The following is a 16,447-nucleotide window of genomic DNA, read 5'->3' on the forward strand; positions in this document are numbered from 1 at the left end:
ACCCCCTTTTTTTTAGTCCCGTACAAAAGTTGTACGTCGCATCACTAAAAACGATCGGGGGCTAAAACACGATATCCCAAAGGTTATTATCAGAATTCATTTAAGATGTCGGAGGAGTGCCAGCGGAATCTGGCTCGCAGAAATGCTCAGCATTTTTCTTTTGGTCATCTTTTTAGTATAAGGTTTACACGCGGACAACTACTGTCCAGCTTATTGAAAACGAGGAATAACATGCGCATAAAAGTCTGTGCAGGGATTGTAGGTGCAGCATTGCTGCTGGCGGGTTGTAGCACCAGCAATGAGCTGACGGCAGCGGGCCAGAGCGTTCGCTTTGTGGAAGATAAGCCGGGCAGCGAATGCCAGCTGTTAGGCACCGCCTCTGGCGAGCAAAGCAACTGGATGTCAGGGCAGCACGGCGAGGAGGGCGGCTCTATGCGCGGTGCGGCCAATGCCCTGCGTAATCAGGCTGCGGCAATGGGCGGCAACGTGATTTACGGGGTGAGCAGCCCGACGCAGGGTATGCTGTCCAGCTTTGTGCCAACCGCCAGCCAGATGAACGGCCAGGTCTATAAGTGCCCGAACTGATATAACATTTTGATGGCGCTGCCGCTTTACCTGTAGGCAGGTAAGCGTAGCGCCACCTGCTTTTTTTACTGCTGCCGCAGCTGCAAATCCAGCGGCGTCTTACTCGGCTCTCCGCCAATCTCACGTGCCAGCTTCGGCACCATATAACCTGAAACCAGCGTTAACAGCTCGCGCATAATCTTCCGGGCCTCTTCATCCGTCACCATGAAGTGCGCCGCGCCCTGGACGCGATCCAGAACATGCAGGTAATAGGGCATTACGCCCGCATCAAATAAGGCATTGCTGAGATCGGCCAACACGTGGGCGCTGTCGTTCACGCCGCGCAGTAATACGCTCTGGTTGAGCAGCGTCACGCCTGCCATTCGCATACGCGTCATCGCCGCACGAAAGTCCGCGTCAATTTCATTTGCATGGTTGATATGATTTACCAGCAGCACCTGTAAACGGGACTGCTCCAGGCGCGTGACCAGGGCGTCGGTGATACGCGCCGGGATGACGATCGGTAAACGGCTGTGAATGCGCAGACGCTTAATGTGCGGGATGGTCTCAAGTTGAGTCAGCAGCCAGTCCAGCTCATGATCTTTTGCCATCAGCGGGTCGCCGCCGGAAAAGATGATTTCATCCAGTTCCGGATGCGCTGCGATGTAGTCCAGCGCCACCTGCCAGTTGCGCTTATTACCCTGATTTTCGGCGTACGGGAAGTGGCGACGGAAGCAATAGCGGCAATTTACCGCGCACCCGCCCTTAACCAGCAGCAGGGCACGATTGCGGTATTTATGCAGTAAACCCGGTACAACACTGTTCTGCTCTTCCAGCGGATCGGTGCTGTATCCGGGGGCGGTAATAAACTCATCCTGAGAGGTCAGCGTTTGTTTTAATAATGGATCATCAGGGTTACCCTTTTCCATTCGGGCAACAAACGCGCGGGGAACGCGCAGGGCGAAAAGGCGCTTCGCCTCACGGCCTGCACGCAACGCTTCGTGCTGTTCGAGGTCTAAAAGACGCAGCAATTCATCAGGACTGGTGATTACATCGGCAAGTTGCGATAACCAATCTTCTCTGGACGGGGTGTTTAGGGTTACAATATGCGCCATTTTGTGGCTTAGCTACCAGTTAACAAATTTAGAGGGCCTTATGGCAACGTACTATAGCAACGATTTTCGTGCTGGTCTTAAAATCATGATGGACGGCGAACCGTACGCGGTTGAAGCCAGCGAATTCGTTAAACCAGGTAAAGGCCAGGCATTTGCGCGCGTTAAGCTGCGCCGCCTGCTGACCGGTACCCGTGTTGAGAAAACCTTCAAATCTACTGACTCCGCTGAAGGCGCTGATGTTGTCGATATGAACCTGACTTACCTGTACAACGACGGTGAGTTCTGGCACTTCATGAACAACGAAACCTTCGAGCAGCTGTCTGCGGACGCGAAAGCGATTGGCGACAACGCCAAGTGGCTGCTGGATCAGGCTGAGTGCATCGTGACCCTGTGGAACGGTCAGCCTATCGCGGTTACGCCGCCGAACTTCGTTGAGCTGGAAATCGTTGAAACCGATCCAGGTCTGAAAGGTGATACCGCAGGTACTGGCGGCAAGCCTGCCACCCTGTCTACCGGCGCTGTGGTGAAAGTGCCACTGTTCGTACAGATCGGTGAAGTGATCAAAGTGGATACCCGCTCCGGCGAATACGTATCCCGCGTGAAGTAATTTACGTCATGATTAAAGGCGCAGCGCCCGCTGCGCCTGATTTTGCAGGCAGGGAAGATGAAACGTACCGTTAAAATTCTGCTTCTGTTAGCGCTCTCCAGCGCAATTCTCTCCGGCTGCAACACCGCGCGTGGCGTGGGTGAAGATATCCAGGATCTCGGCCATATCATTTCCCATGCGGCCAGCTAATTCCGTCTAATTTTCCTAAAAATTCTTCCTTTTCCGTCAAACGGCAAGATTTTGTCTATTCTTAAGTTGCTATACACAAAATAACTTTGGCTATAAAAGGAAGATATTATGGTTAAGAAAACAATTGCAGCGATCTTTTCTGTTCTGGTGCTTTCTTCGGTACTGACTGCATGTAACACCACCCGTGGCGTAGGGGAAGATATCTCCGACGGTGGTAGCGCGATTTCTGGCGCAGCAACTAAAGCTCAGAACTAATGTAAGCGACGGTACGGCAAGTTATTACACCGTACCGTCAATTCTCCACTTCCTGTAGCGATAAAAACGGCGAGTAGCGCGTATCCATATGCAGCTTCATGCGGATATTGCGTTTGTACGTATATACCGTTTTTCCGTTAATGCGAAGATTGCTGGCAATTTTCTGGTTGCTCGCACCATCCATCCACAAGGTCAGAACTCTTTCTTCCTGACGCGTCAGCAACGGTGCCGCCATTTTCGGTAGCTCCGCGCTCGCGCATGACGTTAGCGCATCGTTTATCACCGCCGCCAGTGCTTCCAGATCGGTATTTTTGGAGAGCGAAGACCATATCGGGAACTGCGCCAGATAATCAGTCATCTCCTGCTCCTGCCCTGATTGCAGCATAATAAAAGGCAGTGTTTCGCTGGCAATTAGCAGGGAGGAAAGCTGCTGAAAATGGTGTAAATCCTGCCGGAAGCCAGATAAATCAGCGATGACCAGCGCAGGTTTCCATTGCAGGATATGCTCTCTGGCGAGGAAAAGATTATTTACCCCGGTTACGACGAAATGACCCGAAAACAGGTCTGAATGATTGACCCAGGCTTCAAATCCCGCGCGGGTGAAGTGACAACGGTCAATCAAAAGAATTTTGAACATAAAATTTTCGCAGTCGGCTAGTGGTTTGGCTTCCTGCCATCAGAAAGCCTATCATCATAGAGAAGTCGGATGAGTCATAAATGCCTGAACTACGTGCCTTACTGAGGCTATTTCTTGCTTTAAGGTGTTCAGCAGAAAAAGTTTGAAAAAAAATTCCACGCTAACCAAAATATAAGGCGCAACTTCTGCCTTGCGGGACGACCCGTAAGCGCTTCACTCATCGGGGACGGCCCCAACTTGTCTTTAAGTTAAGGAGCCTGAAATGTCCTGGATCGTTCTTGTTATTGCTGGTTTGCTCGAAGTGGTATGGGCAATTGGTCTGAAATACACACACGGTTTTACCCGCCTGACGCCCAGCGTCATCACTATCGCCGCAATGATTGTCAGTATCGTCATGCTGTCATGGGCGATGCGAACCTTACCCGTCGGCACAGCTTACGCTGTCTGGACGGGAATTGGCGCGGTAGGGGCTGCCATTACCGGCATTCTGCTGCTGGGGGAGTCTGCGAGTCTGGCGCGCATCGCCAGCCTCGCGTTGATTGTCGCGGGTATCATCGGGTTAAAACTCAGTACGCACTAATGCGGCTGTTTTACCCAGATTAACTTCGTCACATCAAACCCTTGCCGGGTCGCTATGTCCAGCATCTGCTGTTTCATTTCCGCCGAGATCGTTGGCGTGCGTGAGAGGAGCCACAGATAGTTGCGATCCGGCCCACAGACCAGCGCGTGGCGGTACTCTCTGTCCAGCGCAATGACGTTATACCCGCCGTAGTATGGGCCGATGAAAGAGGCTTTCATGGCCGCGCGGTTAGATGCACCGGTGAAATAGGCCTGACCAACTGACTGCTGCCACATCTGGCGATCCGGGTTATAGCCGCGGTTAATGACCCGGATCCCGCCGTTATCCATCGCGCTGTAGCTGACCGTGACTTTTTCTAAGCCCCGTTCGAACTGATGGTCCAGCCGGGCGATTTCATACCAGGTGCCGAGGAAGCGCTGTGCGTCGAAATTACTGACTACCGTGACGCCAGGCGGAGGAGTAGGGGAACTGCAAGCAACCACTAAAAACGCGGCTGTTACTGCGGCAATAACAGGCAGAATGCGCATAGGAGTTTCCTTACTGTTTTTTGTTAAGTGTAGATGACAGCAGGGAAAATGAGGGAGATTGTGCAGGGTGTTTTGCCGGGTGGCGGCTTCGCCTTACCCGGCCTACAAAGTTCATGCGTTGTGTAGACCGGGTAAGCGCAGCGCCACCCGCAATGTTTTACTGTAGCGCGTCGAGGATATGGTATGCCGCCTCAACGCGTGCCGGGTTCGGATAGCTTTTATTCGCGAGCATCACAATACCGATCTGCTTTTCAGGAATAAAGGCCACGTAGCTGCCAAACCCGCCAGTAGAGCCCGTTTTATGGACCCAGGACGCTTTGACCGGGGGAGCCGGTGGATTCACTTCTGCCACGGGCAGCGGTGCCAGCGCCACCTTACTGTCGCTGCCCTCGATCACCGTGTTGGCCTCCACGGGCCAGTTGAGCATCTCCCAGCCCAGACCCTGATACATTGACCCGATACGCCAGTAGCGCGACTGCGCCAGCGCGATGCCCTGCTTAAGTGAGGCATCAGCAACGTTCTCCGGCGCCATATTTGCCATGACCCAGTTCGCCATATCCTGCACGTTGGTTTTCACGCCATAGGCTTGTGCATCCAGCATTCCCGGCGAAACGCGCACCGCTTTACCGTCACGATAGCCCCAGGCGTAATGCGCCTCTTCCGCTTTCGGAACGTTAATCCAGGTATGGTCCAGCTTGAGCGGCTTAAGGACCCGCGTCGTCATGGCCTGCTCATAGGGCATGCCGGAAGGTTTGACCGCCAGCGCGCCAAAAAGACCGATACTGGCGTTGGCGTAAAGACGCGTTGTGCCAGGCTTCCACTGCGGCTGCCAGTTTTGATAAAAGCGCAGCAGGGCGGCATTATCCGTGACCTCATCCGGTACCTGTAGCGGCAGGCCGCCAGCGGTGTAGGTTGCGAGATCCAGCATACGAATCCCCTGCCACTGCTTGCCCGTTAGCTGTGGCCAGTATCTGGTCACCGGATCGTCCAGCGAAATTTCACCGCGAGCAATGGCATCCCCTCCTAAAACCCCGGTGAAGGTTTTACTTATAGAACCCAGCTCGAACAGAGTCTGAGGCGTAACGGGTTTGCTGGCCGCGATATCGGCTTTGCCAAACGTATAATAGTGCGGTTTACCCTGATAAATAACGGCCACCGCCATGCCTGGAATCGACTGGGCTTTCATCAGCGGGGTAACCGTATTCGCCACCACCTCCGCCAGCTGTTTTTCTGACACTGGCGCGGCGAGAGCAGAGCAAGAGATGCCGAGCAGCAGGGCGCAGCAAAGAGATTTTTTCATCATCAGTAATCTTCCGTAATAGCGAGTCAAGGGGATGTCCGGGCCCGTCAGACAGGCGTAGTCTGTTGGATTTGACTGTGCCTGACAAACGGTTAAATTTAGCATTAGCTGTTAATTTTTCTAACGGAAGAGACCATGACGCGAAGCTATCTCCCCCTCAATTCGCTTCGAGCCTTTGAAGCCGCCGCGAGACATCTCAGCTTTACGCATGCGGCCATTGAGCTGAACGTGACCCATTCAGCCATTAGCCAGCATGTGAAAACGCTGGAGCAGCACCTGAACTGTCAGCTGTTCGTTCGCGTGTCGCGCGGGCTGATGTTGACTACCGCGGGAGAAAACTTACTGCCGGTACTGAATGATTCGTTCGATCGTATAGCCGGAATGCTGGATCGCTTCGCTAACCATCGTGCGCAGGAGAAGCTGAAAATCGGCGTGGTGGGTACGTTTGCCATCGGGGTTTTATTCTCACAGCTGGACGATTTTCGCCGTGGCTATCCGCACATCGATCTTCAGCTTTCCACCCATAACAACCGCGTTGATCCGGCTGCCGAAGGGCTTGACTATACGATCCGCTACGGTGGCGGGGCGTGGCATGGCACCGAGGCTGAATTTCTTTGTCATGCGCCGCTCGCGCCGCTGTGTACGCCCGATATCGCCGCCTGTCTGCACAGTCCGGCCGACATCCTCAGGTTTACGCTGCTGCGCTCCTACCGACGCGACGAGTGGACCGCGTGGATGCAGGCGGCCGGCGAGCACCCCCCTTCGCCAACGCACCGTGTGATGGTATTTGATTCGTCCGTGACCATGCTGGAGGCCGCTCAGGCAGGGGTAGGTATTGCCATTGCACCTGTCGATATGTTTACCCATCTGTTAGCCAGCGAGCGCATTGTGCAGCCCTTTGCAACGCAGATTGAACTCGGCAGTTACTGGCTGACCCGATTGCAGTCCCGGGCAGAAACGCCTGCCATGCGCGAATTTTCCCGGTGGCTGGTGGAGAAGATGAAAAAGTAAAAAGCCCGCCGGATGGCGGGCCTGTTCAGTCAGATGGTGACCACGGCAATCAACGTGACGACCGTCAGAATGGTTGCCAGGCCGTAGAAGACCCATTTACCGCTTGGCACATGGATTTTCAGATCGTGCATCGCATGGTGGATACGGTGCAGACCACACCACAGCGGCAGGACGATCATCAGGAAGATGAACACCCGGCCAATAAAGCTGCTCGCAAAGGCCAGTACGCGCTCATAGCTCAGCGCATCGCCCGGAAACAGCCCCAGCGGCAGCATAATACCGACCAGCAGGATAATGACCGGGGCAATAATGGCGCTCCACATGCCGCCTGCGCCAAACAGCCCCCAGAAGACCGGCTCATCTGAACGTTTTGGATTTGGATTGATCACAGTAGTCTCCTTACCAGAACAGTGCGACAAACAGAATGACCACAGAGACAACTGCCGTCACTGCCCAGAGCCCTTTAATAACCGGCTCTGGCCCCATTTTTTCGCCTTTTACAATGATGTTCGCTGCTTTTGGCGCCAGTTCAAACCAGGTTTTGGTATGCAGTAGCGCGGCTGCGAGCACAATCAGATTCAGAACCACGATGATTGGGTTTTGCAGGAAACCCACAAAACTGGCCCAGGCTTCCGGGCCGTGCTTGAGGGCATACACCCCGTACATCAGTTCGAGGCTGAACCAGACCGCGGGAACAGCCGTGCCTTCACGCAGCATATAGAAGCGATAAAACGGCAGTTTTTTCCACCAGGTGGACGGCATTGGTCGCACGTAGGCTTTGCGTTTAGTCGTCATCATGCACTCCTTAGCGTGGTTTCAGGGTAGCGATAAGAAAGTCTTTCGAACTTTCCACTTTTCCCTGCTGAATAGCGGCGGCCGGGTCGACATGCTTCGGACAGACTTCGGAGCAGTAACCGACAAACGTGCAGGTCCAGACCCCGTTCTGGCCGTTAAGCTGTGCCATACGTTCTTTTTTGCCGTGGTCGCGGCTGTCCTCGTTATAGCGGTGCGCCAGGGTAATGGCGGCCGGGCCGATAAACTCAGGGTTCAGGCCAAACTGTGGACAGGCGGCGTAGCACAGGCCGCAGTTGATGCAGCCGGAAAACTGATGGTATTTCGCCATCTGCGCGGGCGTTTGGGTGTTTGGCCCCTGATCCGGCGTGCGCGGGTTGCCGATGATGTACGGCTTAATCGCTTCGAGGCTTTCGATAAAGTGGGTCATGTCGACCACCAGATCGCGCTCAATCGGGAAGTTGCCCAGCGCTTCAACCTTGATGCCTTTGGTGTAATTACGCAGGAAAGTTTTGCACGCCAGCTTCGGCACTTTGTTGACCATCATGCCGCAGGAGCCGCAGATTGCCATGCGGCAGGACCAGCGGTAGCTCAGGTCCGGGGCCAGGTTATCTTTGATATAGCCGAGCGCATCCAGCAGGGAGGTTTGCTCGTCGTAAGGGACTTCATAGAAAGCGCTGTGCGGCGCGGCGTCCACTTCCGGGTTGTAGCGCACCACTTCAACTTTCAGTTTTTGCATCTCAGCCATTCGCCTTCTCCTTCTTATCGGCGGCTTCTGCTTCTGCACCGTACACGCGTTTCGCCGGTGGCAGCGTAGTGATTTTCACGTCGCTGTAGTCCAGCCGGGTGGTACCATCCGCATCGCGCCAGGCGAGAGTATGTTTAAGGAAATTGACGTCGTCACGTTCGGTGCAGCCCTCATCCAGGCGCTGGTGTGCGCCGCGGGACTCTTTACGCGCCAGGGCGGAATGGGCCATACACTCTGCGACGTTCAGGCCGTGGCCCAGTTCAATGGTATAGAGCAGGTCGGTATTGAAGACGCTGGAGGTGTCGGTGATGCGCACGCGCTTGAAGCGTTCCTGGAGTTCTGCCAGCTTGTCGACGGTTTTCTGCATCAGCTCTGGCGTACGGTAGATCCCGCAGCCTTCTTCCATCGACAGCCCCATTTCGTCGCGGATCTTCGACCAGTTTTCGTTACCTTCCTGGTTCACCAGGCCTTTCAGGCGTTTTTCGATGTCTGCAACCTGCGCATCCAGCGCCGCGCTGTTAGCTTCACCTGCCGTTGCGGCACGCTCCATCGCGCGTTCGCCCGCCATGCGACCAAAGACCACCAGCTCAGCCAGCGAGTTCGAGCCCAGACGGTTTGCGCCGTGCAGACCGACGGAGGAACACTCACCCACCGCAAACAGCCCTTTGATGCGGGTTTCGCACTGCTGGTCGGTTTCGATACCGCCCATGGTGTAGTGCGCGGTTGGACGCACCGGGATCGGCTCTTTCACCGGGTCGACGCCCACATAGGCTTTCGCCAGCTCGCAGATAAACGGCAGACGCTCCAGCAGTTTCTTCTCGCCGAGATGACGCAGGTCGAGATGTACCACGTCGCCGCGCGGCGTTGAGATGGTATTGCCTTTGCGCCACTCGTGCCAGAAAGCCTGAGAGACTTTGTCGCGTGGGCCGAGTTCCATGTATTTGTTTTTCGGCTCGCCAAGCGGGGTTTCCGGACCCATGCCGTAATCCTGCAAATAGCGATAGCCGTTTTTGTTGACCAGAATACCGCCTTCGCCGCGGCAGCCTTCCGTCATCAGAATACCGGAGCCCGGCAGGCCGGTTGGGTGATACTGGACGAACTCCATATCACGCAGCGGGACGCCGTGGCTGAGCGCCATGCCCATACCGTCACCGGTGACGATGCCGCCGTTGGTGTTGTAGCGGTATACGCGGCCCGCACCGCCCGTTGCCATCACCACCGCCTTAGCGCGGATCTGGACGAGCGTGCCTTCCATCATGTTCATTGCTACCAGTCCGTGCGCATGACCGTCGTCGACCAGAATGTCGAGAACGAAATGTTCGTCAAAGCGCTGGATTTGTGGGAACTGGAGGGAGGTCTGGAACAGGGTGTGCAGCATGTGGAAGCCGGTCTTATCGGCGGCAAACCAGGTGCGTTCGATCTTCATGCCACCGAAGCGGCGGACGTTGACGCTCCCGTCCGGACGGCGGCTCCAAGGACATCCCCACTGTTCCAGCTGGGTCATTTCCGTTGGGCAATGGTGCACGAAGTAATCAACGACATCCTGTTCGCAAAGCCAGTCGCCCCCTGCAACCGTGTCGTGGAAATGGTATTCGAAGCTGTCATGATCCTGCGCGACGGCGGCGGATCCTCCTTCTGCGGCTACCGTGTGGCTGCGCATCGGATAGACTTTTGAAATCAATGCGATTTTGGCGTTCGGATTGGCTTGTGCCGCAGCAATTGCTGCGCGTAATCCAGCCCCGCCAGCGCCTATTACGGCAAGATCGGCTTGAAAAGTTTGCACGACATTCCTCCAGATTTTGGTTTTCCCGCAACGTGATGAGCTAAAGGACGTTCACCTGCCCGAACGGACGATTGCGGAAGCGATTCCACTGCTCCTTTATGGGTAAAACAGTATAACCGCGTAGAAGTGAGGGAAATTTGACGTGTTCGATTTTTTTGCTGTTCTGTGCGGTGATTTATCATCGTGATTAATGAATGGCGTCACAGTATTTCTCTGTGCAATGAAAAGGAGCTTTTACTGTGCAAAATTTGTCTCTGCCCCGGCTTGCGAGTAGACTTCGTGCCCTTGTCTGAAAACGGAGAAATAACTCATGAGCGAAACGGCCACCTGGCAGCCGAGCGCATCCATTCCAAACCTGCTAAAGCGCGCAGCAATTATGGCGGAGATACGCCGCTTCTTTGCAGATCGCGGCGTCCTGGAGGTGGAAACGCCGTGCATGAGTCAGGCGACGGTCACGGATATTCATCTGGTCCCGTTTGAAACCCGTTTTGTTGGCCCAGGCCACTCTCAGGGCATGAATCTGTATCTGATGACCAGCCCGGAATACCATATGAAGCGTCTGCTGGCGGCCGGGTGTGGTCCGGTCTATCAGCTGTGCCGTAGCTTCCGTAATGAAGAGATGGGCCGACACCATAATCCGGAATTCACTATGCTGGAGTGGTACCGCCCGCACTACGACATGTATCGTCTGATGAACGAAGTCGACGATCTGCTCCAACAGGTGCTGGATTGCGCGGAAGCTGAAACGCTCTCCTATCAGCAGGCCTTCCAGCGTCATCTGGAAATTGATCCGCTGTCGGCTGATAAAACACAGCTGCGTGAAGTGGCGGCAAAACTGGATTTGAGCAACGTGGCGGATAACGAAGAGGATCGCGACACGCTGCTGCAACTGCTGTTCACCTTTGGTGTTGAACCGCAGATTGGCAAAGATCGTCCGACGTTTGTCTATCACTTCCCGGCCAGCCAGGCTTCACTGGCGCAGATCAGCACCGAAGATCACCGCGTGGCGGAGCGCTTTGAGGTGTACTTTAAAGGCATCGAGCTGGCGAACGGTTTCCATGAGCTGACCGACGCGCGCGAACAGCAACAGCGTTTCGAGCAGGATAACCGCAAGCGCAACGCGCGCGGTCTGCCGCAGCAGCCGATTGACACCAACCTGCTGGAAGCGCTTAAAGCCGGTCTGCCGGACTGCTCCGGCGTGGCGCTGGGTGTGGATCGCCTGGTCATGCTGGCGCTGGGCGCAGAACAACTGGGCGATGTGATTGCCTTTACGGTCGATCGCGCATAAAGAATTGCCGGGTGGGGCTGTCGCTTACCCGGTCTACTCGGTCATTTAACTCTGCCACATTAAAAACTACTATCTTCTCTATGCACGGGTCTTTTTCTTAATTTGACTCGGATAGCCACAATATTTGTCTGGTCATCTGCTACCATCCGCGCAGTTTAATTCCGTTTCGGATGGTTTTATGTCTCACTCACTCAAAAAAATGACCCTTACCGGGCTCATCCTGATGATTTTTACGTCAGTTTTTGGCTTTGCCAATAGCCCGTCCGCGTTTTATCTGATGGGCTACAGCGCGACGCCGTTTTATATCGTTTCCGCGCTGTTCTTCTTTATTCCGTTTGCGCTAATGATGGCGGAGATGGGGTCGGCGTACAGGAAAGAAGAAGGCGGCATCTATTCGTGGATGAACAACAGCGTCGGTCCGCGTTATGCGTTTATCGGTACGTTCATGTGGTTTTCATCCTATGTCGTCTGGATGGTCAGCACGGCGGCCAAGGTCTGGGTGCCGTTCTCAACGTTTCTCTTCGGTGCGGATAAAACGCAGGTCTGGTCTCTGGCGGGGCTGAGTTCCACACAGGTGGTCGGTATTCTGGCGGTGTGCTGGATGGTGGTTGTCACGCGGGTGGCCTCGAAAGGCATCAACAAAATTGCCCGTATCACTGCCGTTGGCGGAATTTCTGTGATGTGCCTGAACCTGGTGCTGCTGCTGGTCAGCATCGCTATTCTGTGCCTGAACGGTGGGCATTTCGCACAGGAAGTCAACTTCGTTTCATCGCCTAATCCGGGTTACCAGTCCGGGCTGGCCATGCTCTCCTTCGTGGTGTTTGCCATCTTTGCTTACGGTGGAATTGAAGCCGTGGGCGGGCTGGTCGATAAAACCGAAAACCCGGAAAAGAACTTCGCCAAAGGCATTATCTTTGCCGCCATCGTCATTTCCATTGGCTACTCGCTGGCGATTTTCCTCTGGGGCGTCAGCACCAACTGGCAGCAGGTACTGAGCAATAACACCACCAACCTCGGCAACATTACCTACGTGTTGATGAAAAGCCTGGGGGTGACGCTGGGCAACGCCATGGATCTCGCGCCGGAAACGTCGGCCACCCTGGGGATCTGGTTTGCGCGGATTACCGGTTTGTCGATGTTCCTCGCCTATACTGGCGCGTTCTTCACGCTGATCTACTCGCCGCTGAAAGCGATTATTCAGGGGACGCCAAAGGCGCTGTGGCCTGCACGTATGACGCAGCTGAACGCTGCCAGTATGCCTGCCAACGCAATGTGGATGCAGTGCCTGCTGGTGTGCGTGTTCATTCTGCTGGTGTCCTTTGGCGGCGATACCGCGTCGGCGTTCTATAACAAGCTGACCCTGATGGCAAACGTATCGATGACGCTTCCGTACCTATTCCTGGCGCTGGCGTTCCCGTTCTTTAAGGCGAAGCGGGATCTGGAGCGACCGTTTGTGATCTTCAAAACCCGCGTGGCGACGCTGCTGGCGACCACTGTTGTGGTGCTGGTCGTCGCGTTCGCCAACATCTTTACCGTCATTCAGCCCGTGGTTGAGGCAAATGACTGGAGCAGCACGCTGTGGATGGTTGGCGGACCGATCTTCTTCTCGCTGCTGGCAATGGGAATTTATGAGAACTACCGCCGCCGCATGATGACCTGCGTGGCAGAAGTGGCATAGCGGATGAAAAAACCCCTCCCGGAAGGGAGGGGGAAATGGATTATAAACTTCCCGCCGGGCGCGAACGCGCCGCAGACGTCAACGTTCTTCCCGTCTTACGTCCGTCCAACGTTTCCAGACGCATCTGGAAAGGTGGGAACGGCATATCAATTCCGTGCTCGCGGAAGCCAGCCAGGATCAGCTGGTGGATCTCATGGCGCAGCGGCATACGGTGTCCCATCTCGGCGGCGTAGATACGCAGCTCGAAAATCTGGATCCCCTGCTGCAAATCAACCAGGAAGACTTCCGGCGGCGGGTTGTCGATTACCAGCGAACAGCGTTCAGCAGCCGTATACAGGATCTGCGTCACCTCTTCGCTGTTGGCATCCGACGGAGCGGGTACGGTCAGCACCACACGCGTGACGGAGTCAGACAGCGACCAGTTGATAAACTGCTCGGTGATAAACGCTTTGTTCGGGACGATGATCTCTTTACGGTCCCAGTCGCTGATGGTGGTGGCGCGGGTGTTGATCCTGGTGACGCTGCCGGTCAGATCGCGGATGGTCACCGTATCGCCAATTCGAATCGGCTTTTCAAACAGAATGATCAGACCCGAGACGAAGTTGGCAAAGATCTCCTGTAAACCAAAGCCCAGGCCTACGGTCAGGGCGGCAACCAGCCATTGCAGTTTTGACCATTCGATACCAATCATCGAGAAGCCAACCAGCCCACCAAACAGCATGATTAAATACTTGGTAATGGTGGTGATCGCATAGCCTGTGCCGGGGGTTAAATCCAGATGCTGCAACAGCGCCAGCTCCAGCAGGGCAGGGAAGTTACGGATCAGCTGCGTGGTGATAATGAGTACCAGAATCGCAATCAGCACGGCCCCTAAGGTGATGGGCTCCAGGCTTTCGACCCCCTGCACCGTCGACGTCACATCCCACAAAGAGATGTTCTCCAGGAAGCCAAACGCAGAGTGGATTTCCGACCACAGGAAGATCACCGACAGCAGGGCAACCAGCATCAGAATTGAGCGTACCAGCCGCAGGGACTGGGTACTGATCGCATCGAGATCCAGTTCGACGTCATCGGCGTCTGAAGTCCCTTCGGTGCTGTTGACGTGGTTCGGCTCTTCCTCACCCCGCGCGCGCTGGGCCAGTATTTCTGCGCGACGATGTTTGGCACGGTCAAACGCCAGACGACGACGCTGGATCAGCATGCCGCGGCGAATAACATGGTAGACCACCAGCAGCAGGAACCAGATAGCTACTGACGTTTCCAGTCGTGCGAGCAGCGCTTGCGATGTGGCGAGATAACCGACAGCCGCCGCCAGCATCGCCGCCAGCGGCGCGCTAAGCAGCAGGTTCCACAGCAGACGGTTAAACATGTTATCGCCACTGCCGGACTTGTCGAGATAGAGCGGGATCCCGGCGCGCTTCAGGCTGAGCGTCACTACCGCTAATGCCCCGCAGATCAGCATAAAGCACAGACGTCCCAGCGAGCCGGAGAACTCCCGGTCATTGAGATTATCGAACATGATCAGCGCCATAATCAGCGGCACAATCAGCCCGATGCTCATCAGGTAATAGCGCATCGCCCGCGCCACGCGATTACGCGGCCAGCCAAAGTGAGCGATGAACAGACCATTTGGCCGCGCAAACGTGGCGCAAATCATCACCACCCACAGCAGCGGAACGGTGGCGGTCACGCCATCGCCAATTGCGACGGCAAGCGGATAGGGCCAGGCTTCACGCAGGCCGTATCCGAGCGTCATCCACAGCACCGGCAGCGGGGACGCGACCAGAATTGACCAGAACACTGTACGCAGCGTCAGCCAGAAGTGATCCTGTGTCACTTTCCCCACCCGGGCGCTGGAGCGCTCAAGGAAACGGGTGAAGTGGCGACGGGAATAAATACTGAAACCCACCAGAATCAGTGCCCCCAGCAGCGGGAAGATGGTCTCCTTACTGGTGAGCATCATCACGCTGGCGAGACCCAGCTGGCTGAAGGTGTCCAGCGAAATGAGGCGGCGCAGATCCTGCACGATCTCGATCGGCCAGGCGAAGGTCATCGGCCGCACGTCGGAGGTCCAGAACAGGTAACGGTGCGTGGCTTCGTTGACCTCTTTCAGCGCGTCCTCCAGCTGGCTGTTTGAGACTTTCAGCTTGGTGAGTTCGAGGATCAGCGTATCGCCCCCCTGCAACAGGGAATTGAGCAGTTCGCGTTGGGTGCGCAGCTGCGCTTCCAGAATACGGCTTTGCTCGCCGGTGAGCGGCTGTCCGTCAGCCTGACGGATCTGGCGGATTTGCGGCTGCTTATTAAGAAGGTCTTCATAATGAAGACGCTGAACGCGCAGCTGCGCCATCTCCGTATCAAGCTGCTGCGGTTTTGGCATCTCTGGCAGACGAGCCACCTGTGCGCGTAACGCTTCGCCCAACAGGTTAGATGAGCCAAGCCACTGGGACTGTTCACGCAGCGTGTTGAGAGCCTGACGAACCTGGAGGGTTTGATTAGTGGCCTGACGCTGCTGCGAGGCCACCAAATCCATGCGCTGCGCCTGCTGATTCAGCGCGGCAGAAAGCTCGCGGTTAACCTTAAACTGGGCGACGATGCTGTCGGGCAGGTTAGCGCTGTTTTCGGCCAACAACTCGGTGCTTTCCAGCGCACGTTCAGCTTCACGCTGACGCTGGCTGTTGAGTTGATTTCTCAGCGCCTGGAGATACGCATCCAGCTGTTCGCTCTGCTTCTGCGCCAGTTCCGAACGCATCCGCGACAGCTCCTGGCGGTTGTTAGCAGAAAGCTGTGCCAGCTCCAGTTCATCAACCAGTGCTTTAAGTCTGGCGGATTCCGCCTGTAGCCCAAGATTTTGGGCCTGATTCTGCGGGGTGTTGCCGGTCTGCGTCCCAATGCGGCGTTCCACCTCATTTAACTGACGGCGGGCATCGGTTTGCTGCTGTGGAAGCTGACTGAGAGAGTCGGCAATTTCACGCGCCCGTTCCTGCTCCTGCTGTGCCAGACGGCTTTTTTCCAGCAGCTGGCTGCTGACTTGCAGGATCTCCTGATTCAGCGCCTCGGACGTCATCCCTGCGGGTACCTGGCGTGGTTCGTCACGCAGGCTGTTTAACTGCGAGCGCAGGGTCTGAGAGAGTTTGGGGAAGTTGTCGATAACCTGCTGATATTGCTGGGCGCGCTCAAGAGAACCCTTTCGTTCCTCAAGTGCGTTCAGTGCAGACTGGAGCGACTCAACGGCCTCCGGCTGAGCGGGTTTCGCCGCTTTTGCCTGCTCCAGCTCCTGGGTTATCTGTTTGGCGTCGGGGGCCGTCGCTGCGTACGCCCCCATGCTGAGGCACCAGGCCATCAGTAATACGATAATCGGGCGCACGTCAGCGAT

The 16,447-nt window shown here is 55.7% G+C and carries 17 protein-coding genes; 8 read left to right on the forward strand and 9 right to left on the reverse strand.

From position 1 onward, the window contains the following. Positions 1–231 precede the first annotated feature (231 nt). The gene (locus tag ACQG2Q_RS01955) at positions 232–585 is read left to right on the forward strand and encodes a DUF4156 domain-containing protein (RefSeq protein ID WP_022646802.1); all 354 of its coding nucleotides are present in this window, start codon (positions 232–234) and stop codon (positions 583–585) included. A 65-nt stretch (positions 586–650) separates the two neighbouring features. Here ACQG2Q_RS01955 and epmB read toward each other — a convergent pair whose 3' ends face one another. Then, complete coding sequence (gene epmB / locus ACQG2Q_RS01960; RefSeq protein WP_022646803.1) at positions 651–1,679, reverse strand: EF-P beta-lysylation protein EpmB; 1,029 nt, start codon at positions 1,677–1,679, stop codon at positions 651–653. A gap of 40 nt (positions 1,680–1,719) precedes the next feature. Between epmB and efp the strand changes: the two genes are divergently transcribed. The 3 genes from efp to ecnB all read left to right on the forward strand — a co-directional run bounded on the left by efp (position 1,720) and on the right by ecnB (position 2,730). Beyond that, on the forward strand, positions 1,720–2,286 hold the full coding sequence (gene efp, locus ACQG2Q_RS01965; RefSeq protein ID WP_003855940.1) for an elongation factor P: 567 nt from the start codon (positions 1,720–1,722) through the stop codon (positions 2,284–2,286). A gap of 57 nt (positions 2,287–2,343) precedes the next feature. Then, entirely contained in the window at positions 2,344–2,475 is a 132-nt protein-coding gene (locus tag ACQG2Q_RS01970) for an entericidin A/B family lipoprotein (RefSeq protein ID WP_006810410.1), read from the forward strand. A gap of 108 nt (positions 2,476–2,583) precedes the next feature. Then, entirely contained in the window at positions 2,584–2,730 is a 147-nt protein-coding gene (gene ecnB, locus ACQG2Q_RS01975) for a lipoprotein toxin entericidin B (protein ID WP_006178941.1), read from the forward strand. Positions 2,731–2,767: 37 nt separating this feature from the next. Here ecnB and ACQG2Q_RS01980 read toward each other — a convergent pair whose 3' ends face one another. Next, positions 2,768–3,367: a helix-turn-helix transcriptional regulator gene (locus ACQG2Q_RS01980; RefSeq protein WP_023299123.1), complete on the reverse strand. Its 600-nt coding sequence runs from the start codon at positions 3,365–3,367 to the stop codon at positions 2,768–2,770. A gap of 262 nt (positions 3,368–3,629) precedes the next feature. Here ACQG2Q_RS01980 and sugE point away from each other — a divergent pair, with 262 nt between their 5' ends. Continuing rightward, positions 3,630–3,947: a quaternary ammonium compound efflux SMR transporter SugE gene (gene sugE, locus ACQG2Q_RS01985; RefSeq protein WP_015572453.1), complete on the forward strand. Its 318-nt coding sequence runs from the start codon at positions 3,630–3,632 to the stop codon at positions 3,945–3,947. Here the strand turns inward: sugE and ACQG2Q_RS01990 are convergent. Beyond that, the gene (locus tag ACQG2Q_RS01990) at positions 3,944–4,474 is read right to left on the reverse strand and encodes a lipocalin family protein (RefSeq protein ID WP_022646806.1); all 531 of its coding nucleotides are present in this window, start codon (positions 4,472–4,474) and stop codon (positions 3,944–3,946) included. The two genes, sugE and ACQG2Q_RS01990, sit on opposite strands and share 4 nt — an antisense overlap. Before the next feature lie 157 nt (positions 4,475–4,631). Next, a complete protein-coding gene (gene blaACT, locus ACQG2Q_RS01995; RefSeq protein WP_063148049.1) occupies positions 4,632–5,777 on the reverse strand; it encodes an ACT family cephalosporin-hydrolyzing class C beta-lactamase in 1,146 nt (381 codons plus the stop codon). A gap of 132 nt (positions 5,778–5,909) precedes the next feature. Here blaACT and ampR point away from each other — a divergent pair, with 132 nt between their 5' ends. After that, positions 5,910–6,785, forward strand: a complete 876-nt coding sequence (gene ampR / locus ACQG2Q_RS02000; RefSeq protein ID WP_426759051.1) for a LysR family transcriptional regulator AmpR — start codon at positions 5,910–5,912, stop codon at positions 6,783–6,785. A 29-nt stretch (positions 6,786–6,814) separates the two neighbouring features. On the opposite strand, the gene frdD is transcribed toward ampR, so the two are convergent. From frdD to frdA, 4 genes are read right to left on the reverse strand one after another with little or no spacing between them, the layout of a single operon-like run. Then, positions 6,815–7,174, reverse strand: a complete 360-nt coding sequence (frdD, locus tag ACQG2Q_RS02005) for a fumarate reductase subunit FrdD (protein WP_000609653.1) — start codon at positions 7,172–7,174, stop codon at positions 6,815–6,817. 10 nt (positions 7,175–7,184) lie between these two features. Continuing rightward, positions 7,185–7,580 (reverse strand): fumarate reductase subunit FrdC, encoded by a 396-nt coding sequence (gene frdC / locus ACQG2Q_RS02010; RefSeq protein ID WP_003855953.1) that lies wholly within the window; start codon positions 7,578–7,580, stop codon positions 7,185–7,187. Between the two features lie 10 nt (positions 7,581–7,590). Then, positions 7,591–8,325: a succinate dehydrogenase/fumarate reductase iron-sulfur subunit gene (locus tag ACQG2Q_RS02015; protein ID WP_063849817.1), complete on the reverse strand. Its 735-nt coding sequence runs from the start codon at positions 8,323–8,325 to the stop codon at positions 7,591–7,593. After that, positions 8,318–10,108: a fumarate reductase (quinol) flavoprotein subunit gene (gene frdA / locus ACQG2Q_RS02020; RefSeq protein ID WP_023305293.1), complete on the reverse strand. Its 1,791-nt coding sequence runs from the start codon at positions 10,106–10,108 to the stop codon at positions 8,318–8,320. The genes ACQG2Q_RS02015 and frdA overlap by 8 nt, the downstream gene beginning before the upstream one ends. A 310-nt stretch (positions 10,109–10,418) precedes the next feature. Here frdA and epmA point away from each other — a divergent pair, with 310 nt between their 5' ends. Next, positions 10,419–11,396 (forward strand): elongation factor P--(R)-beta-lysine ligase, encoded by a 978-nt coding sequence (gene epmA / locus ACQG2Q_RS02025; RefSeq protein ID WP_003855960.1) that lies wholly within the window; start codon positions 10,419–10,421, stop codon positions 11,394–11,396. Positions 11,397–11,574: 178 nt separating this feature from the next. After that, positions 11,575–13,074, forward strand: coding sequence for a glutamate/gamma-aminobutyrate family transporter YjeM (gene yjeM, locus ACQG2Q_RS02030; RefSeq protein WP_063849819.1), 1,500 nt, complete (start codon positions 11,575–11,577; stop codon positions 13,072–13,074). Between the two features lie 40 nt (positions 13,075–13,114). On the opposite strand, the gene mscM is transcribed toward yjeM, so the two are convergent. Beyond that, positions 13,115–16,438: a miniconductance mechanosensitive channel MscM gene (gene mscM, locus ACQG2Q_RS02035; RefSeq protein WP_022646812.1), complete on the reverse strand. Its 3,324-nt coding sequence runs from the start codon at positions 16,436–16,438 to the stop codon at positions 13,115–13,117. Between the last annotated feature and the right edge of the window lie 9 nt (positions 16,439–16,447).

This window comes from Enterobacter cloacae complex sp. 370H10 (assembly GCF_050031535.1).
GTDB classification, from domain to species: Bacteria; Pseudomonadota; Gammaproteobacteria; order Enterobacterales; family Enterobacteriaceae; genus Enterobacter; species Enterobacter intestinihominis.